We start from the raw sequence: 18,500 nt of genomic DNA, 5'->3' as shown, positions 1-18,500 counted from the left end.
AATCAAAGAATGAAATGAAAGTGCGCGGTATATTGCGCCCAGATTGGATATAAATATGTCAAAATTTTCAATGATGCCCATGCTGCCATTGCGCGATGTGGTTGTTTACCCTCATATGGTGTTGCCATTGTTTGTTGGCCGCGCAAAGTCTATCGCTGCACTTGAAGCGGCAATGGAAAATGATAAATATGTGTTTTTGGTTGCCCAACAAGATGCTTCTAAAGACGATCCGCAGCTTGAGGATCTTTATTCTATTGGTACCACTGCCAAAGTAATGCAGTTATTACGACTTCCTGATGGCACAGTTAAAGTGCTTGTTGAAGGCGGCTCTCGTGCGCGCCTTGATGCTATTGAGGAAGGTGAAGAGTATGTTTCTGGTCGCATTATGGCGCTTGAAGCAGAAGAAGAAAATGAATCCGAGTACAGTGCTATTCGCGGTGCTTTGCTAAAACAGCTAGACGAATATGTCGCGGGAAGTAAGCGTATCCCTGCTGAAGTGGTCACATCAGTAAAATCGATTGATGACCTTTCTAAGTTGATTGATAGCATTACAGGTCACATGAGCCTTAAGCTTGAAGACAAACAGCAAGTCTTAGAGATCAAGTCGTTAACCGCCCGTGGTGAATACTTAATTTCTTTGATGGATGGCGAGTTAGACATTGCTCATCTTGAAAAGAATATTCGCAGTCGTGTTAAGAAGCAGATGGAGAAAAGCCAGCGTGAGTATTATCTGAATGAGCAAATGAAGGCGATTCAGAAAGAACTTGGCGACATGGAAGACGGTGGCAGTGAGCTTGATATTCTGCAAGAAAAAGTCGAAGAAGCGGGCATGTCTCCAGAAGCGACTGAAAAAGCCGAAGCGGAATTGAAAAAGTTACGCATGATGTCGCCAATGTCTGCAGAAGCGACGGTGGTGCGTGGCTATATTGACTGGTTGATTTCCCTACCATGGAAAAAACGCAGCAAGGTACGTAACGATCTGGCGTATGCGGAAAAAATTCTGAACCAAGACCATTACGGCTTGCAGGATGTAAAAGAACGCATCCTTGAGTTTTTGGCGGTGCAGCAGCGTGTGAAAAAGGTCAAAGGACCGGTTTTGTGTTTGGTTGGGCCGCCAGGGGTAGGTAAGACCTCCTTGGGTCAGTCCATTGCCAAAGCGGTCAATCGTAAATACGTTCGCATGGCGTTAGGCGGGGTTCGCGATGAAGCGGAAATTCGCGGTCATCGTCGTACTTACATTGGTTCTATGCCGGGTAAATTGTTGCAAAAACTGGCTAAAATCAAAGTTAAAAACCCTCTTTTCTTGTTGGATGAAATCGACAAGATGGGGATGGATCAGCGCGGTGACCCAGCGTCAGCCTTGCTTGAAGTCTTGGATCCAGAGCAAAACCATACCTTTAGCGATCATTATTTAGAAGTGGACTATGATCTGTCTGACGTGATGTTTATCTGTACTTCTAACAGCATGAACATTCCGGGCCCTCTGTTGGACCGTATGGAAGTCATTCGTATTCCAGGTTATACCGAAGACGAAAAATTGAACATTGCCAAGCGCTACTTATTGCCTAAGCAAATTAAGTTGGCGGGCTTGAAAGAGAAAGAAATTCAAGTCTCTGACGAGGCGTTAATGGATGTGATTCGTTATTACACCAAAGAAGCCGGTGTACGTGGCCTAGAGCGTGAGCTGAGCAAGATTTGCCGTCGTGTGATCAAACAGCAAACCTTGAGTAAAAAAGCCGATGCAGTGGCTGTGACGTCTGAGAATCTGGAAGATTTTTCTGGTGTTCGTAAGTTCAGTTACGGCAAAGCAGAAGAGAAAAACCAAATCGGGCAGGTGACAGGTTTAGCTTGGACCTCGGTTGGTGGTGAATTATTGACGATTGAAGCCGCTGGTGTGGCCGGTAAGGGCCGTCATGTGAAAACGGGCTCGTTAGGGGATGTGATGCAAGAATCCATTCAGGCGGCTTTGACGGTGGTGAGAAGTCGAGCGGTAGGTTTGGGTATCGATGCTGATTTCCATGAAAAAACAGACCTGCATTTGCACGTGCCGGAAGGTGCGACACCAAAAGATGGCCCAAGTGCGGGTATCGCCATGTGTACTGCCATTGTTTCTGTGTTGGCAAAGATCCCTGTTAAAGCGTCTGTGGCGATGACAGGTGAGATTACCTTGCGTGGAGAGGTGTTGCCTATTGGTGGTCTTAAAGAGAAGCTCTTAGCGGCTCATAGAGGGGGAATTAAAACGGTCATTATTCCTCAAGAGAATGCGCGTGACTTGAAAGAGATTCCAGATAATATTAAGGCCGATATGAAAGTTATTCCGGTAAAATGGATTGATGAAGTCCTAGATATTGCTTTAGAGTACATTCCTTCACCAAAAAAGGAAGAAACCTTGGCTTCAAAGGAAAAAACTGTTGATGAACAAGAAACTGTGAGTCATCATTAGGCTAAACCCCGTGTTGACAAGGGGTAGGGAGGGCTTGTATAACTTTGGCTCGACCTTGTCGGTAGGCTTTTATACAGCGCCGAAAATAATTCTAAAGGAACCACGATAATACTGAAGGGGTAAAGCGTGAATAAATCTGAACTGATTGATGCTATCGCAGCATCTGCAGACCTATCTAAAGCTTCTGCAAGCAATGCACTTGATGCGACTCTAAAAGCAATTGAAGAGGCTTTGTCAAAAGGTGATCAAGTAACATTGGTAGGTTTTGGTACTTTTGCGGTTAAAGAGCGTGCGGCACGTACTGGCCGTAATCCTCAAACTGGCGCGGAAATTCAAATTAAAGCGGCTAAGGTTCCTGGCTTCAAGGCCGGTAAAGGTCTTAAAGACGCCGTAAACTAATGAATCAGGAGCAGTAGTTCAGTTGGTTAGAATACCTGCCTGTCACGCAGGGGGTCGCGGGTTCGAGTCCCGTCTGTTCCGCCATTAGACACAAAAAGGTGTATTCCAAGCGGAATGCACCTTTTTTATTTACGAAATATCATTCATTCATTCGGAGGCATAATGCTCCAAGATATAAGAGATAAGTCGCAAGGCATTGTGGTAAAGATCATCGTAGGCTTTATTGTCGTGACTTTTGCTCTATTTGGCGTCGATGCCTTAGTTCAAAGTTTTAATTCAAACGATAAAGTGGCGGAAGTAGATGGTACGGACATTACTCGTACACAAATGCTTCAAGGTGCTGAAACTCAGCGTCGCCAGCTAATTTCTATGATGGGTGGCAACGTAAACCCTGCATTGTTACAAGAGAATGTCCTGCAGAGCCGTGCTATCAATGAACTTATTCAGCGTGCACTGCTAAGCAATCAAGCGACAGCGCTTGATCTGGGTGTGTCTGATGAGCAAGTGAATGCCTACCTGTTGCAAGCTGGGCAATTCCAAACGGATGGTAAATTCGACCAAACCAAATATTTAAGCTTTATTAATTCTTTAGGCTATACGCCATTAGCGTTTAAAAATCGAATTAAAGAAGATATCTTGATTCAGCAGACACGAAATGCGATTGCTGGGTCTGAGTTTGTTCTACCTTATCAGGTAAACAGTATTGCTCAATTGCAGACACAAGAGCGTTCTTACGATTACGTTGAGTTTTCTTTAGCGGATGAAGCTGAGAATACAAACATCTCTGATGCAGAGTTAAAAGCCTACTATGATGCTCATCAGAGCGATTTCAAAACGCCAGAAGAAGTAAAAGTAGATTACGTTGTGATTAAATCATCTGATTTTAATAACAAGGTAAAAGTGACAGACGCTGAGCTGCAGGACGCTTACAAGGCATTCACAGCGGGTGCAGCGAAAGAAGAGCGTGATGCGTCACATATCCTGATTGACACATCAAGTCGCACTGAAGCTGAAGCAAAAGCGCGTTTGGCGGAAGTCAAAGCCAAGTTGGCCGCGGGTGCAAAATTTGCGGATCTTGCAAAACAGTACTCGGATGACATTGGTTCTAAAAACTCAGGTGGTGAGTTGGGCTATATTGCCAAGGGGTCCATGTTAAAACCGTTTGAAGACACCTTGTTTAGTATGAAGAAAGGCGATGTGGCGTCAGTGGAAACAAAATTTGGATTCCATTTGATCAAACTAAATGCCATTTCTGAAGCTAAAGTACCAAGTTTTGCAGACAAAAAAGCCGAGTTAGAAAAATCGCTTATCGCAAGCAAAACCCGTGATGCCTTGTTAGGGGCTCATGAAGACATTACGGATCTGGCTTACGCCAGTGATCAGTTAGACGCGTTAGCGAAAGAGTATGGCGTTAAGGTACAAACCAGTGATTACTTTAGCCGTCAAGGTGGCTCAGATGCATTAACAAGCAACCCTGCTGTGATCAATGCTGCTTTTGGCGATACGGTTCTTAAAGATGATCAAAACAGTGATCTTATTGAAGTGAATGACGATGAAGTTGTTGTTATTCATCTGAAAGATCATAAAGAAGAAGCTGTGCAGTCGTTTGCTGATGCGAAAGCAGCAGTGACCTCTAAAGTGGTTCAAGAAAAAGCCGTGGCTTCGCTTAAAGCGAAAGCAGAGGCGGCAAAAACAGCGTCTAGCACTAAATGGAAGAGCGTTGTTTCGGCTAAGCGTGGACAAGATGAAGTGACGTCTTTGGTGTTCACTATGCCGCATCCAAAAGACAAGCCAGTGGTTGAGGTGAAAACCTTAACGAATGGTGATCTTGCCTTGATTCGTTTGAACAAGGTGGCAGCGGGCTCTGAAGAAGCGACAGACAGCCAAAAACAGGCGTATGAAAGCTATCTGAATCAAACAGAAGCGACCATGAGTACGCAAGCGCAACAGAAATTGTTAGAAGACAATGCGGATATTGAGCGTACAGCGCTGTAATATTCTCGTTTTTTTAGACTAAAAGGGCCGCTCATTGAGCGGCCTTTTTTTGCGCTAATAATACGCAGTCGGTTTTAATGGCGTGGTTAGGTCGCTGTTTTAGCCAGTGAGTGCTGTGGCAGGCCAGTGCCCTTGAAAGTCAGTGCTCTCGAAGGTCAGTGCTCGTAAAGATGAGGGCTCATAACAGTGGAAGGAAACAAAATGGCCAAGGAAAAGGAGGAGGAAAGGCAAACCAGCGACCGTGTGTGGTGTCGCTGGGGTGTTGGAAAGGGAGAGGCTAGTCAGCGAGAGAGGCGAGCCAGCTGGTCGGAGGAATAAAAAATGCGTTGCCTGTGTGTGCCGTGGTGAACTTCATTAAGTGGTCGGTATGACCTTCTTCGTCGCCCTTGATCATGCTTTCTAGCATTAGGTTAAATACGCTTGGCGTTTTGCTGTAGCTGGCGAACATCAAGCCTTTTTCCGTTAGTGACGCAAAGGGCATGCTATGACGCAATATTTCTAACGATTGACCATTGGCGTCTTTTAACGAGGTTCGTTTGGTGTGAGCATGAGGCGATTTTTGTGCAGACGGGTATTCTTCGTTGGCGTATTTAGTACGGCCATAAACGTCTTCTTGGCTCTTTAGGTCTTGGTGTTCCCATTTTTCTAAATCGTGGACGAAACGCATCAAGTTTAGGTAGGAGCCGTGCTCAAAATCAGGGTCTTCTTTGCCGACTAAGGCAACCTGCTGGCGTTGTTCGCCTTCTGGGTTTTCCGTGCCGTCGACAAAACCGGTTAGATCTCGGTTATCAAGGTATTTAAAACAGCTGACTTCTTCTACTATCTCAAGGCTTTGGTCGAAGGCTTGGTACAAGGCGTTTGCCAACTGAAAGGTGACATCTCGGCGCATTGAGCGAATATGAAAGACCAGTTCGCCTGCGGTTTCATTGACGTCAACAGATTGGTTTTTAAAATGAGGGAATGGGGCTAAGTCACTAGGCTGTTTGGCGTCATCAAAAAGCGGCCAAACGGCATGGTTTAAACCGATAGAGGCGCACAATGAGGCGTCAGGAAACTGCTGTTCAATGGCCTGAATGATGTCTGTTGAGGCCGCTAGCGCTTGTTTCGCTTGCGCCACACGATCGCGTACTAGATTGAAAGTAACAAAAAGCGCATCACTGGATGCTTCTGGGATAATTCCAGTTTGAAATGCGTGCGTCATGGTTACTGTTTTCTCCATAAAATGGGTCTGCGCAAGCTCGTTTAAAAATTTGGATAGAGCGTTTTTAACTGGCTTGCTTGTGATTTTTTAGGTTGACCACTTTTGTATTCCTCAAGCGCTTCTGCCAACGGTGTTCCCTGCCATTGATTGCTTGGTTGGTTGGAATACATCATAAGTTCCGCTTCCATCAATAACTGTGTCAGCTTAACAGAAGAGGCTAGGCGTTTAATATCGTCGACGCTTTTAATTTTTTCGTCGCCCCATCTGTGTCTAGACCATTCTAATAAATGCGATCTTAATTCGGCAAGGTTGTCTTGTCGGCAGCACTGGATCAAGGTGCGAAAAGCGCTGCTTTCATCGTTTGACATTAACGGCGCGAACTCTTGCAGGGTAGGAACGCTGTCTTCACTGTTGGCCGAAGATTTTCTTCTTCTGATAAAAAGCACCAACCAGGCAATGACCATAATCGTAAGCAGGCTTGCCAAAGTGAAAATCGTGTATTGGCGCCATGACCATGGTGTCGAGTCATTATTGCTTATAGGGGCGGCGGCTGGTGAGGCGTCTTTTTCGCTTTTCTTCGCTAAAGAAATCGGAGCGTTAGAAGCATTATCGATAACTTTTTTGCTGCTTTGCGTGGTTTTATGGGCGATGGGTTTGCCCGCTTCTTCGTTGCTCTCAGGGGGCGGTGTTGCCGTCTTCGGAGTGCTCGTTGCAGGTAGCGCGGCAATGGTAATAGGATTGGTGGTGGCGCTGACGGTTGCGGTTTCTTCTTTGTTTGTGTCCCAGTAGGTGAGCGTGGCGGTCGGCATGGTTAATGGGCCAGATTGCGTAGGAACCACTTCAATTTTAATGGACTGATGGCCAGTAATACCGTCGCTATTTTTTTGGCTAGTGAATTTAATTGGTTGAGGGTAGAGCTTGTATCCGGCGGTGCTCTCAAACGTCATTTGAGGGATTTGTTCAGGTAAGGCGTTTTTTGCTGTGACCTCTATGTCCCAAATTAAGGTGTCACCCACTTTCGGCGTAGCGCTGGTTTTGCTGAGTTTTGTTGTGATGGTTACCGAGCTGCTGGGTAGCCAGTTATCACTAGGGTAGCTTGGTGGGATGGGCAGCACCTGTAAATCGATAGGGTCGCTCTGTACTTTAATAATGCGATTGCCAGACGCTGTGTTGATCATGGCGCGAACACTTTGAGGGGCGATGCTGATCTGCCCGCTTTTTTGAGGGAATACCAGGTATTGGCGTGTGAGTACTTGGTATCGAGTGCCGTTAATGGTTTGATAAGCCATTTGGTCATCGCTGAGGCGCTCGATGACTAAATCTGGGTTAGAAGGGCTGCTCAAATTGGCATTTTGCAAAGAAACGGACGTGTACAGTTGTTCGCTCAAAATGACTTGCTGTTGAAGATAAGGGCTGTTTTGGGAGATGTGCGTTTTGACCATCACCGGTGGGTTGCCTTTGTTATCTAATAGTTGAGGCGCATTGTGTACGATGAGTTTGAGCGGTTGTGATGCTTGATCGCCAATTTTGATGGCAGGGATTTCAAATGTGCCGACAGATTTCGGCATTAAGGATATCACCCAATAGGTCAGTGCGGTGTTTGAGCCCACATTGAAACTAAATTGACTGTTTTGGCTTTGTCCTAAGACATCGAAGTTCTTTTTCAGTGCGCTAAGGTCTGGCCCTTTTCCCGTATTGGTGAAGTCGGCTCTTAGGGTGAGTTGGACCACTTGGTTTTCAGCGACGTTATTCTTGTCTAATGAGGCAACGACGCTCTCTGCATGGGCGTAAAAAGGAAGAGATGCGAAGAGTAGGGCTATCATTGCGACTAACGTGTGGCGTATGACTCTGCCTAAGGCAAAGTCGGAATGAAATAGACGCATTGTTACCATGGGTTTTGCCCATCCTCTTGGCTAAATCGATTTTCGTGACGTTTTTCTTGATGTAGATACCAGAGTTTGCGTTGCAATAGCGTGCCTGGATCGTCTTGAATTTGTCTGAGCCATTGGTTAAGAGCCTGTTTCTGCTCGTTGTCTAATTTGGCTTCAGGCGATTTTTTCTGCTCATTTTCAGCCTTGTTTTCGTGCTCTTTATTATCCTCGGACGATGGCTTTTTGTCTTGTTTTTCAGAGGGTTTATTGTCTTTTTTTGGTGTTGATTGCGGATTTTCTTGGTCCGATGGCTGAGCTTTATCTTTATCGGATTGATTTTGGTGCTGATTTTTTTGCTGTTGATTCTTTTGTTTGTCTTTTTGTTGCTGATTTTTCTTATCTTGCTGTTTTTTTCGTTGTTGTTGCTGCTGTTTCTCTAAGTAATCAAGATTGTCTTTTGCTTGCTTGAACGAAGGGTCTAGCTCTAAGGCTCTTTTATAAGCGTCGATGGCTTTTTCTGTTTTACCCGCCAGCGCTAAGGCGTTGCCTAGATTGTAATGATCGGCTGCGCTGTGGCTGTGTGTTGCAAGCGTTTCGGCGGCTTGTTGGTAGTCGCCTAAGGCGTATGCCGAAGCGGCTTTCCAGTCAGGGCGTTGAAAGTGCTTGGCGGCGGTTTTCCAGTCACCGTTATCGACCGCTTGCTGGCCTTGTTGATCGGGCGTTTTAAACCAATCGAGAGGGGAGGCGGTCGCCTTGTTGGCAGGCAGGAAAAACACCCCTAACACAAGCGCAAATAACATGCCGCGACGAAATTGGAAGGCCAACCATAATAGGAAAGGGAGAGCGAGCCATTGCCCTTGGTCGATCCAGTGAATGCTTTTGTTGTCGGCTTGTTCGGTGTTGTCATTTGCCTCAGCTTGGCCGGTGATTTTGTCTAGCTCTGCGGGCGATAATCGACCTTGGTAGAAATGACCGTGAATGGTTTGGCTGAGTGCTTTTAAGTCTTCAATAGGGGTGGCAGGAATGACGTGTTTGCCGTTTGCTTTTAAAACCCGGCCGTCGGGAAGTTGAATCTCTCCGCCTTGTTTTGTGCCCACCGCAATGAGATCCACACGGGCTTGGTAATCTTCAAGCAGTTTAGGGATTGCATCTTGGTCTGATGAATCCAAGCTGTCAGTGAGTACGATAAGGTGGACGGGGGCTTTTTTGTCGTTAATAAGAGACAAGGCGGTTTGTATGCCGCTGGTAAGATTGCTGCCATAGACGGGCATAACCAGAGGGTTAAGAGCCAATAAAAAATGGGTGATGGTGTCTTTGTCTTGGCTAAATGGACTGATAGTGTAAGCGTCGCCAGCAAAGGCCACTAGGGCAATGTCACCATCTTTGCTTTGTGTCAGGATATCTCTAACAGTTTGTTTTAATTGAGTTTCTCTGTCTGGCTTTATGTCAGTTGCGTACATTGACATGGATTGGTCGACAACCAATATGGTTTTGCTGGTTGATTCAAACATGGTGGACGGTGATTGTGTCCAGCTGATGCCAGCAAGGCCGATCCAACACACGCTAAAGCACAGCAGCCCAAGCCATTTGTTGGCCACTCCTTGGGTGCCTTTGTGCTCAAGGTGCACGAGTAAATTGGGGTCAATGGCTTTGTTCAGTCCGTGGCTGGATGTGTGTTGGTATTGAATCACAGCAAACACGAGCCAGGTGACGGGAATAAACAGCAGCCAATAAGGGCGCTCAAAGTGGATAACGTCGAAAAGGGTCATGCTTTTCTCCCGATTCGTAAGGTGAACTTACCACTGGCAAGCAAGGCGAGGCCTAGAAAAATCATCGCGGCTAAGCCAAGCCAGTGAAAATAACTGGTGATAGGGCGTTGCCAAATGGCTTGAGCAGGGGTTGGCTCAAGTGCGTCTAAGGTTTTATAAATGCGGCGTAAGTCGTCTGTGCTTTTTGCTCTGAAGTATTCGCCACCGGTTTTTTGGGCGATGTTTTTCAGCATTTTTTCATCAAGATCATTGGATGGGTTAATGGTTTGAGGTCCGAAGAAGCCTTGAACTTGCATGCTGTCCGCCCCTATGCCTATGGTATGAATGCGCAAATGTTGAGAGGCCGCAAAGCTCGCTGCTTGATCGGGTTTGACTCGGCCAGCGGTGTTGGCGCCATCCGTCATTAGGATCAATACTTTTTTATCAGAAGGTTTGTTCTCGAGGCGCTTAATGCCCAAGCCAATGGCGTCACCAATGGCGGTTTGCTCGCCGGCAAAACCTATTTGCTCTTCTTGTACTAGCTGATTAATGGTTTTGGTGTCGAAGCTTAAAGGGGCTTGTAAGTAAGCTTTAGAGCCAAACACAATAAGCCCGATACGGTCGCCACGGCGATTCTTAATAAAGTCAGATAAGACCGATTTGGCCGCCGTCAAGCGATCCGTAGGGTGCCCGTTTAAGGTCATGTCTTTGATCTGCATACTGCCTGATAAATCTAGGGCAATGAGCAGGTCGCGGCCCGAAGGGGTTACCTGGGTGGGCGCGCCGAGCCAAGTGGGGCGTGCGATCGCAAAGACTAAACATACCCATGCTAGGCAGAGCAGCACCATGGGCAAACGAATGGATTTTTTAGACGGCAGATTTTCTTGTCTGTTTACCAGATAGCGAGCATTTGGGAACCATAAAGCATGGCCTTTTGGGGCGACTTTAGGGAGCAAGTAAAAAAGAATAGGAAGAGGCAAAAGACAGAGAAACCAAGGCCAGGTAAGTTCAAGCATGGTGCTTCCTTATCCAGTAACGAGTGGTGCTAAGTATGTGTTCTCGTTGCGCTGCAGACAGTGTGATATCGCCACGGTATGGGCCGCTAATAAAGTCTTCTGGGAGTGAACTAAAGCGGTGTTTGGCGGCGTTTTTTTGGTCAAGTGTATTGAACAGCTGAGGCGCGGGCAGCGCGGCCAATGTGGACTTGTTTTCACTGACTAGGCAGCGACGGATGAGTTCATGGCATAGGACAACCAGTTCTTTGTCTAATACCTTGTCGTCGGCGTGTTTTAGTGCGGCCAGTGCTTCGCGTCGGTAGGCGCGTTTTTTGTGTCTTATGATCAGCACTAATATCGCGCCAAACAGTATCAGAATAACGGCTGCCACAGCCAGCCATGTCCACCAAACTGGAGGCCACATTGGCACGGCATCCGGTAATAAATACGCCTTATGAGGTAAGGCAGAGAAAGTCGGATTTGCTGCCATTATCGTAACGCCCCTTGGTTTAATAGGTATCGAGCAATGCCTTCAGGGGGTTCGCTGATATCGAAAAGTTGGTGGCGAATGCCAATTTTGGCCAAACGTTGACGCATGGTCGCATTTTGTTCGAAAAAGTCTTTTTTGGCTTGTTCTGAGCTCTTTTTGCTGATTTTCACCGACGTTGTGCCCATCGCGTCAGCAAATTGATACTGCCCAGGTGGCAGTTCGAAAGAGTGATGATCAAATATTTGCACCCAATGGATTTGGTTGTGCTTAGCCAGCTGTTGTAACGCGGTTTGTTGCTTGGCATCCCAGTGCTGTTTGTCGGTCAAAATAATAATGTCTTTATTACGAGCTTTGCTGGTCACTTTGGAGCCATACCAACCCAGATCTGAGGTGGCTTGATGGTTTCTGTTGCTTGTTTTTGAGGCGTTTTTTAATTGGCTGATCATTCCCCAAACAGAACTTTTATTGAGATGCTCCAGACTTTGCCCACCAAAGCTTAAGTTATAAAGCAATTTGTCACCTTGTTGCTCTGAGCGCCATGCAATCAATCCTGCCAGCTGGATAAAGCGTGTGGAGATAAATGCGTAACGGGTGCTGAAGTAAGCGTCTGGGGATAAATCGAGTAATAATATTCGTTGGTGATCATTTTCTTGGGCGTAGAGGCGCGTGTGCGTATGGCCGGTTCGAGCAGTCACTCGCCAGTCTATGTGTCTTAAATCATCGCTCGTTTGATAAGGACGTAATTCCAGCATTTCCATGCCATGACCTTTCTTTTTCGAGCGCTTTTCACCGGACTTAAGGGTGAATCGAGCCGCTGACGAGGCGCGCCCTAAATGCTTTGCGTAATGGGCGAGCAAAGCAAAATCAGAGTCGTTCAGTTCTGGCGACGTTGGCGATAATAATGGGTTCATAGGGGCTATAGCGCTGGTACGTGACTGATGAGCCTATTGAGTAATTCGTCTTCTGAAAGCCCCGCGGCTTGTGCTTCAAAAGAAGTAATGATGCGGTGGCGCAACACGGGTAATGCCACTTGTCTAACGTCGTCTGGCGTGACGAAATCTCGGCCTTGCAGTAGGGCGTTCGCACGCGCGCAGCGGTCTAGTGCGAGTGTGCCACGAGGGCTTGCGCCAAAGTCGATTAAGCTGTTGCCATTTGCCGTATCACCTAAATAATGCTCAGGATGACGTGTTGCCATTACCAGTTGAACAATATAATGCTCGACAGATTCTGACATGTACAAAGACAGGGCTTTTTGTTGTAACGCCAAAATGTCGGCAGGGGTGCAAATGGTTTGGATGCTGCTGGAAAATGTTTTATGCAGGTCTTGTTGTCTGACCATGCGCAACACTTCGAGTTCGCTTTCGGCGCTGGGGTAACCCAGATTGATCTTCATCATAAAACGATCAAGTTGCGCTTCGGGCAAGGGGTAGGTCCCTTCTTGCTCAATGGGGGTTTGTGTGGCAATGACAAAAAACAACGCCGACAGTGGGTAGCTATTATTGCCCACAGTCACTTGTCTTTCTCCCATGGCCTCTAGCAGTGCCGACTGAACTTTTGCAGGTGCTCGGTTGATTTCATCTGCGAGCACTATGTCGTTCATGATGGGGCCTGGAACAAACGAAAATTGCCCTGTTTCTTGTTGGTAAATATCAGACCCTGTGACATCGCCCGGTAACAAGTCAGGGGTAAACTGAATGCGTTGAAAGCGGCTGTCTATTGCGCTGGCCAATGCTTTTGCGGCGGTTGTTTTAGCAATGCCTGGCGGCCCCTCTAACAGAACATGGCCATTGGCGATCAGCGCCACTAGTAATTCATTAGTTAAATCAGGTTGGCCAATAACGGCATGATTTAGATGGTCTTTTAACTTCTCAATTACTGATTCCATCGAACCTAAGTTCCTTATACTTCTGTCAAAAAAGGTGTCAACACAATATAATAGGTTCCATCTTATCGGATTCAAAACTTTACATACAAGGCGTTAGTTGTAAGAGATGCGTAAGCATAGGAAAGGAAAGTGGCAAAAATCGTAGTGGAAGTGATATTGAGTGCTTCTCAATACGAAGCAGCGTATTCAGGCATTGCAAAAAATGTCGTGGCTAGTAGCCTTGATGGGCGAAAAGTACAGTTGCCTTTGTCAGCCTTTCAGCGCTTTGTTTCTTATCGCGGCGTGAATGGGATTTTTGAAGTAGAATTCGATGACAGACACAAATTAGTTGGTGTGACACAAATACGTTAATCCACTTAGCCTCATACTCACACGGTTAGGAGCCCTGTCTATGTATAACCTTGCTCGCTCATTACTTTTTAAACTGGATCCTGAGGTCTCCCATGAATTGTCATTAGACCTTTTAGCGGCGAGTAGTCGACTGGGATTGACTAAGTTCTTTGAAGGTTTGCCTGCTACTAAACCGGTTGATGTGATGGGGCTACGTTTCCCTAACGCTGTCGGGCTAGCGGCGGGTTTGGATAAAAACGCGGATGCGTTTGAAGCGCTAGGCGCACTTGGGTTTGGTTTTGTGGAAGTGGGTACGGTTACACCAAAAGGGCAGAGCGGTAATCCTAAACCACGCCTTTTTCGTTTGCCGGAACACAATGCGATTATTAATCGTATGGGCTTCAACAATAAAGGTGTAGCGCATGTGGTTTCTCGTATAAAATCCCACCGCTATCCAGGTGTATTGGGGGTTAACATTGGCAAGAATTTGTCGACCTCAGTAGAGGATGCCGCCGCAGATTATCTTACTTGCTTACAAGAAGTGATCCCTTATGCGGACTACATTACTGCGAACATCAGTTCACCGAATACCCCGGGCTTGCGTAGCTTACAGTTTGGTGAAAGCCTGGCTCAGTTAATCGCCCCCTTGACCGAAGCGCGAAATCGCTACGAGTCAGAGCATGGCAAACGCGTGCCATTGGCGGTAAAAATTGCCCCAGACATGACAGACGATGAAATCAAATTGGTTTCTGATACGCTGCTTGCCCAAGGGGTTGATGGTATTATTGCCACAAACACCACCTTGTCACGCGACGCGGTTGCTGGGCATAAATACGCTTCTGAAGCGGGCGGTTTGAGTGGTGCGCCAGTACGAGATGCGTCGACCCATGTGGTGCGAGTGCTGGCAGAGCATTTGAAAGGTGAGTTACCTATTATTGGGGTAGGCGGTATTTCAAGTGGTGAAGATGCGGTTGAGAAACTGCAAGCCGGCGCGCAGCTGGTACAGCTTTATTCTGGGTTTATTTATCAAGGCCCTGAGTTGGTGAAAGAAGCGATTGCTTGTACGGATGGCTTCTATCGAGAATTGGATTTAGAAGGTTAACGAAAAAGAACGACCTTGCCTTGCTAAAGGGCAATATGAAGTGAGGCGGGTAGCAGTCCCGCCTCACTTATTTGTACAATTCGCTAAACGCGAATAGAGATAAAGATCGAGATTAAAAGAAACAAGACATTAATGCACTAGGCTAAATGTTTTATGGGTACCTTCTACAGGAGAGAGCCCATTCCACATGTCCTCGCGACCTTCTCGCCACCCAGCAAGCCAATCGGGGCGAGCGCTTTCTTGATATTGAATGGAAAGGCCTTTTGAACGGCCCGCCATTCCAGCACGATAGCCACGAAGGTAAGCGCGATGGTGAAGATCTCTTTTTTGTTTCTTCATAGGTGTCTTCCTCTTATTCTTTTTTTCAGATCGAGCTTTAAAAGCTAGTTTAGATGCGAGAGATTGTCTAAAAACACTTTGCTCTAATACATTCACAGAAAATTTAAAAAAGTAATTAAAAATGACAACAGATACACAGACGACAGACTCAGTAGAACAGGTTTATGCGTTAGAAATTACCTGTCCACTCGGATTGGAGAATGTCTTAGAGCAAGAGTTGCATGCTGAAGGATTGCTGCAAACTCGTTTAGGCGAAGGCCAAGTGAAGCTCTCGACAAATCTAGAAGGCATGTACAAAGCGTGTCTTTGGTCACGAGTGGCAACGCGCGTGATGTTCCCCGTTGCAAGCTTCAAAATAGAATCTGCGGATGACCTTTACGATGGCGTAAAAGCGGTAGATTGGTCGGCGCACCTGACGGCAACCAATACCATTGCCATTGATTGTCATGGCACCAATGACCATATTCGTAATACGCAATTTGGTGCGGTGCGTACCAAAGATGCGATTGCCGATTATTTTGTCGCCTTGTCTGGAGAGCGCCCAAGCGTTGAAAAAGAACAGCCAGATGTGCGAATCGCCGTGCGTATTAAGCGTGATACCGTCACCATTAGTATCGATTTGGCCGGCGAAAGTATGCACCGTCGCGGCTACCGTCAGCACGGCGGTATGGCGCCTCTGAAAGAAAACTTGGCCGCCGGTTTGTTGATGCGTGCCGGTTGGGGAAGAGATTGCGGCTTAACGCAATTAATCGACCCAATGTGTGGTTCGGGTACTTTTCTGGTTGAAGCGGCCCTGATGTCGCTGGACATTGCGCCAGGGTTGCGTCGCCAGTATTGGGGGTTCAAAGGCTGGAAGCAGCACGATCACCGTTTGTGGCAACAGTTGATGGATTTTGCGAAAAACCGCAAAAAAGACCCGGCAACATTAGGCATTCGTTTCCAAGGTACGGACCGTGAGCAAAAAGCCATTGCCGCGGCACGAGAGTGCATTAAGCGAGCGGGTTTAACGGACTTGATTGATGTCTCCATGACGCCTTTCCAAGAGCATGAATTCGAGATTAATAAAGAAAAACCAGGTTTGGTGATTTCAAACCCACCTTATGGTGAGCGTTTGGGCGATGAAATGACCTTGATTGCTTTATACCGTGATCTTGGGGAATGGGTGGTGAATCATGTTCGTGGTTGGCAGTTTATGATGCTAACCAGCAATGAGCAGTTGGCACGACAAATCCCTGTTCGACCAGAAAAAAGCACACGAGTGATCAACGGTGGCTTAGAGTGCCGCGCGTATCGCTTCCCGATTTTAGCTGGCAGCATTAAAGAAGACGTGGTGGCGCAATCTGTGATGTCGCCAGGCGCGAAAATGTTTGCAAATCGTCTGCAAAAGAACATGAAAAAGTTCAAAAAGTGGGCGGACAAAAATAACATCGAATGTTACCGAGTTTACGATGCGGACATGCCTGAATACGCCGTCGCCATCGATATCTATAAAGATTGGGCGCACGTTCAAGAGTATCAAGCACCAAAAAGCATTGACCCTGAGAAAGCAAAGCAGCGTTTGTTTGATGCTGTGTCTGCCATTCCTAGCGCCTTAAATATTGCTGAGTCGAATGTGGTGGTGAAGCATCGTCAGAAGCAAACAGGGAAAGCGCAATACGAAAAGCTTGACCAGTCTCAGCATGAAATGATTGTTGAAGAGTACGGTTGTGAGTTTATCGTCAATCTGAAAGATTACTTAGACACAGGTTTGTTTTTGGATCACCGTCCAGTGCGTAAATTGATTCAAGACAGAGCCAATGGCAAACGCTTCCTTAACTTGTTTTGCTATACCGCGACAGCGTCAGTGCACGCGGGTCAAGGGGGTGCGCGAAGTACCTACAGTGTTGATATGTCGAATACCTACACCGAGTGGGCGCGTCGTAATATTGAGCTGAATGAATTTTCGCCACGCGATCACAAAGTGGAGCGTGCCGATTGTTTTGAATGGTTGCGTACGAACAAAGATAAGTACGACTTTATCTTTATGGATCCACCGACGTTTTCTAACTCGAAGAAAATGGCCGAAGTGCTGGATATTCAGCGAGACCATGGCGATTTGATTCGCTTGGCGATGGCCCGATTGTCGAAAAAAGGCGAACTGATCTTCTCTAATAACTATCGTCGTTTCATTCTTGATGAGGCGTTAGCAACAGAGTTCGACATTGACAATGTGACTAAACAAACACTGGATCTTGATTTTGACCGCAACACTAAAATTCACCAGTGTTGGGTCATTCGACATAAGGAAGTGGCTCAATAGAGTGATTCAGCCTAGTGTTAAAGCTGAATCTAATTAACAAATATGTATTTCTAATATATTGAATTGTATAGGTTTATAAGTTTTTAAAATGAGAAAAACATTTCGTCTTGTTATTAGTTGCCCAGACCGTACTGGGATTGTGTCAGCCGTTTCTCAGTTTATTAAGGAGCGCGAAGGCTCGATTGTTGAAGCCAGTCATCATACCGATCTAGAGTCAAAATGGTTCTTTATGCGCCATGACATAGATGCACAAAGCTTGTCTGTTGATGTGGCGACTTTTCGTGAAGAGTTCGCGGCGATTGCGGAAGAGTTTGATATGCGCTGGTACGTCAAAGACAGTGAAGATCGCCCTAAAGTGATGCTGTTGGCAACCAAAGAATCCCATTGCTTAAACGACATCATGCACCGTTGGCACACTGGTGAGTTAAACTGCGACATTGTTGGTGTTATTGCCAATCATGAGTCGCTGCGCTCTATGGTGGAATGGTACAAGATCCCTTATCACTGCATTTCAGTGCCGAAAGACAATAAAATGCCGGCGTTCCAAGAAATTGAAGCTTGCATCGATAATGCTCAGGCCGACACGATTGTCTTGGCGCGTTATATGCAGATTTTCCCAGAATACTTGTGCAAGAAGTACCGTCATAGGGTGATCAATATTCATCACAGTTTCTTGCCGTCGTTTATTGGCGCCAAACCTTATCATCAAGCCGCTGTACGCGGTGTTAAATTGATCGGTGCGACCTGTCATTATGTGACCGCCGATTTGGACGCTGGGCCGATTATTGAGCAGGATGTAATTCGTGTTCGTCATAGTCATGCGGCTGCGGACATGGTGCGTCTTGGTAAAGACATCGAGAAGCTTGTGTTGTCACGAGGCTTGCGTTATCACCTAGAAGACAGAGTACTGGTACACGGTAATAAAACGATCGTATTTGCTGACTAGCAAGGGATGGATCTGCAAAAAAGGGAAGGCATTTTTGTCTTCCCTTTTTTATTGGCCCACAGCCAGCCTAGGTCCGTGTGAAAGAGAGAGGGCTCTTTATTGATTTTCTCCTGCTCGCTTTTTGTTCTATCGATTATTGACTATAGTTAAGCGGAAGCATTCTAAATAGAGACGGCTATGAGGGGAGAACTATGAAGCTCAAATTAACGCCAACTCAGAATCTATGTGTCGGCTTTTTAGAGTCAGGGTTTGAAATTGTTCAGTTAGATGAGCAATTTTATTTTGTGAAGGGGGATAAGCGTCAAAAAGTTTTGCCCAAAACATTGGAAGCTTTGGTAAATCGAGGGGCTTTAGAATGCACCGAGCAAGGTGACTATCTATTAAGTGAGGCGTTTGTTGAGCATCGTAAAGAGATGCGTTCAATGCGCAAAAGCCAAGTCACTCACCACTAAATAAT

At 46.4% G+C, this 18,500-nt stretch carries 16 protein-coding genes and 1 tRNA gene; 9 read left to right on the top strand and 8 right to left on the bottom strand.

All coding sequences use genetic code 11. The features are described 5' to 3' along the window. The first annotated feature begins 55 nt into the window (after positions 1–55). The 4 genes from lon to E0D71_RS00360 all read left to right on the top strand — a co-directional run bounded on the left by lon (position 56) and on the right by E0D71_RS00360 (position 4,837). Positions 56–2,443, top strand: coding sequence for an endopeptidase La (lon, locus tag E0D71_RS00375; protein ID WP_133001326.1), 2,388 nt, complete (start codon positions 56–58; stop codon positions 2,441–2,443). A 126-nt stretch (positions 2,444–2,569) separates the two neighbouring features. Next, positions 2,570–2,842 (top strand): HU family DNA-binding protein, encoded by a 273-nt coding sequence (locus E0D71_RS00370; protein WP_133001325.1) that lies wholly within the window; start codon positions 2,570–2,572, stop codon positions 2,840–2,842. A 7-nt stretch (positions 2,843–2,849) separates the two neighbouring features. Then, positions 2,850–2,926: transfer RNA gene (locus tag E0D71_RS00365), tRNA-Asp, on the top strand. Positions 2,927–3,004: 78 nt separating this feature from the next. Next, entirely contained in the window at positions 3,005–4,837 is a 1,833-nt protein-coding gene (locus E0D71_RS00360; RefSeq protein WP_133001324.1) for a SurA N-terminal domain-containing protein, read from the top strand. 277 nt (positions 4,838–5,114) lie between these two features. Here the strand turns inward: E0D71_RS00360 and E0D71_RS00355 are convergent, their stop codons facing one another. The 7 genes from E0D71_RS00355 to E0D71_RS00325 are packed head-to-tail and all read right to left on the bottom strand — an operon-like array spanning position 5,115 to position 13,027. Further along, positions 5,115–6,038 (bottom strand): Dyp-type peroxidase, encoded by a 924-nt coding sequence (locus tag E0D71_RS00355; protein ID WP_133001323.1) that lies wholly within the window; start codon positions 6,036–6,038, stop codon positions 5,115–5,117. 41 nt (positions 6,039–6,079) lie between these two features. Further along, on the bottom strand, positions 6,080–7,930 hold the full coding sequence (locus E0D71_RS00350) for a BatD family protein (RefSeq protein ID WP_243711888.1): 1,851 nt from the start codon (positions 7,928–7,930) through the stop codon (positions 6,080–6,082). Beyond that, a complete protein-coding gene (locus E0D71_RS00345) occupies positions 7,924–9,678 on the bottom strand; it encodes a VWA domain-containing protein (protein ID WP_133001322.1) in 1,755 nt (584 codons plus the stop codon). Before E0D71_RS00345 ends, E0D71_RS00350 begins: the two co-directional genes overlap by 7 nt. Next, positions 9,675–10,673: a VWA domain-containing protein gene (locus E0D71_RS00340; RefSeq protein ID WP_133001321.1), complete on the bottom strand. Its 999-nt coding sequence runs from the start codon at positions 10,671–10,673 to the stop codon at positions 9,675–9,677. The genes E0D71_RS00345 and E0D71_RS00340 overlap by 4 nt, the downstream gene beginning before the upstream one ends. Next, entirely contained in the window at positions 10,666–11,142 is a 477-nt protein-coding gene (locus tag E0D71_RS00335) for a DUF4381 domain-containing protein (protein WP_133001320.1), read from the bottom strand. Before E0D71_RS00335 ends, E0D71_RS00340 begins: the two co-directional genes overlap by 8 nt. Then, positions 11,142–12,053: a DUF58 domain-containing protein gene (locus tag E0D71_RS00330; RefSeq protein ID WP_133001319.1), complete on the bottom strand. Its 912-nt coding sequence runs from the start codon at positions 12,051–12,053 to the stop codon at positions 11,142–11,144. Before E0D71_RS00330 ends, E0D71_RS00335 begins: the two co-directional genes overlap by 1 nt. Before the next feature lie 5 nt (positions 12,054–12,058). Further along, positions 12,059–13,027 carry a MoxR family ATPase gene (locus E0D71_RS00325; RefSeq protein ID WP_133001318.1) on the bottom strand — a complete coding sequence of 323 codons (969 nt, stop codon included), beginning with the start codon at positions 13,025–13,027 and terminating at the stop codon, positions 12,059–12,061. A gap of 129 nt (positions 13,028–13,156) precedes the next feature. Between E0D71_RS00325 and E0D71_RS00320 the strand changes: the two genes are divergently transcribed. Together E0D71_RS00320 and E0D71_RS00315 are read left to right on the top strand one after the other, a co-directional pair. Beyond that, complete coding sequence (locus tag E0D71_RS00320; protein ID WP_133001317.1) at positions 13,157–13,378, top strand: DUF2835 family protein; 222 nt, start codon at positions 13,157–13,159, stop codon at positions 13,376–13,378. A 40-nt stretch (positions 13,379–13,418) separates the two neighbouring features. Next, positions 13,419–14,459 carry a quinone-dependent dihydroorotate dehydrogenase gene (locus tag E0D71_RS00315; protein ID WP_133001316.1) on the top strand — a complete coding sequence of 347 codons (1,041 nt, stop codon included), beginning with the start codon at positions 13,419–13,421 and terminating at the stop codon, positions 14,457–14,459. A gap of 129 nt (positions 14,460–14,588) precedes the next feature. Here E0D71_RS00315 and E0D71_RS00310 read toward each other — a convergent pair whose 3' ends face one another. Beyond that, entirely contained in the window at positions 14,589–14,798 is a 210-nt protein-coding gene (locus E0D71_RS00310) for a ribosome modulation factor (protein ID WP_133001315.1), read from the bottom strand. 121 nt (positions 14,799–14,919) lie between these two features. On the opposite strand from E0D71_RS00310, the gene rlmKL reads away from it, so the two are divergent. The 3 genes from rlmKL (at position 14,920) to E0D71_RS00295 (ending at position 18,495) form a co-directional block, all read left to right on the top strand. Continuing rightward, positions 14,920–17,097, top strand: a complete 2,178-nt coding sequence (gene rlmKL / locus E0D71_RS00305) for a bifunctional 23S rRNA (guanine(2069)-N(7))-methyltransferase RlmK/23S rRNA (guanine(2445)-N(2))-methyltransferase RlmL (RefSeq protein ID WP_133001314.1) — start codon at positions 14,920–14,922, stop codon at positions 17,095–17,097. An 88-nt stretch (positions 17,098–17,185) separates the two neighbouring features. After that, positions 17,186–18,043: a formyltetrahydrofolate deformylase gene (purU, locus tag E0D71_RS00300; protein ID WP_133001313.1), complete on the top strand. Its 858-nt coding sequence runs from the start codon at positions 17,186–17,188 to the stop codon at positions 18,041–18,043. A 191-nt stretch (positions 18,044–18,234) separates the two neighbouring features. Next, a complete protein-coding gene (locus E0D71_RS00295; RefSeq protein WP_133001312.1) occupies positions 18,235–18,495 on the top strand; it encodes a formyltetrahydrofolate deformylase in 261 nt (86 codons plus the stop codon). The last annotated feature ends 5 nt before the right edge of the window (positions 18,496–18,500 follow it).

It is taken from the genome of Marinomonas sp. KMM3893 (assembly GCF_004352855.1).
GTDB lineage: Bacteria > Pseudomonadota > Gammaproteobacteria > Pseudomonadales > Marinomonadaceae > Marinomonas > Marinomonas arenicola.
This window is presented reverse-complemented; position numbering and strand designations above follow the sequence as displayed.

What these genes read in the sequence shown, in the direction of transcription:
- lon (WP_133001326.1), top strand. Translation starts at nt 56, where the DNA reads ATGTCAAAATTTTCAATGATGCCCATGCTGCCATTGCGCGATGTGGTT.
- E0D71_RS00360 (WP_133001324.1), top strand. Translation starts at nt 3,005, where the DNA reads ATGCTCCAAGATATAAGAGATAAGTCGCAAGGCATTGTGGTAAAGATC.
- E0D71_RS00355 (WP_133001323.1), bottom strand. Translation starts at nt 6,038, where the DNA reads ATGACGCACGCATTTCAAACTGGAATTATCCCAGAAGCATCCAGTGAT.
- E0D71_RS00350 (WP_243711888.1), bottom strand. Translation starts at nt 7,930, where the DNA reads ATGGTAACAATGCGTCTATTTCATTCCGACTTTGCCTTAGGCAGAGTC.
- E0D71_RS00345 (WP_133001322.1), bottom strand. Translation starts at nt 9,678, where the DNA reads ATGACCCTTTTCGACGTTATCCACTTTGAGCGCCCTTATTGGCTGCTG.
- E0D71_RS00340 (WP_133001321.1), bottom strand. Translation starts at nt 10,673, where the DNA reads ATGCTTGAACTTACCTGGCCTTGGTTTCTCTGTCTTTTGCCTCTTCCT.
- E0D71_RS00335 (WP_133001320.1), bottom strand. Translation starts at nt 11,142, where the DNA reads ATGGCAGCAAATCCGACTTTCTCTGCCTTACCTCATAAGGCGTATTTA.
- E0D71_RS00330 (WP_133001319.1), bottom strand. Translation starts at nt 12,053, where the DNA reads ATGAACCCATTATTATCGCCAACGTCGCCAGAACTGAACGACTCTGAT.
- E0D71_RS00325 (WP_133001318.1), bottom strand. Translation starts at nt 13,027, where the DNA reads ATGGAATCAGTAATTGAGAAGTTAAAAGACCATCTAAATCATGCCGTT.
- E0D71_RS00315 (WP_133001316.1), top strand. Translation starts at nt 13,419, where the DNA reads ATGTATAACCTTGCTCGCTCATTACTTTTTAAACTGGATCCTGAGGTC.
- E0D71_RS00310 (WP_133001315.1), bottom strand. Translation starts at nt 14,798, where the DNA reads ATGAAGAAACAAAAAAGAGATCTTCACCATCGCGCTTACCTTCGTGGC.
- rlmKL (WP_133001314.1), top strand. Translation starts at nt 14,920, where the DNA reads ATGACAACAGATACACAGACGACAGACTCAGTAGAACAGGTTTATGCG.
- purU (WP_133001313.1), top strand. Translation starts at nt 17,186, where the DNA reads ATGAGAAAAACATTTCGTCTTGTTATTAGTTGCCCAGACCGTACTGGG.
- E0D71_RS00295 (WP_133001312.1), top strand. Translation starts at nt 18,235, where the DNA reads ATGAAGCTCAAATTAACGCCAACTCAGAATCTATGTGTCGGCTTTTTA.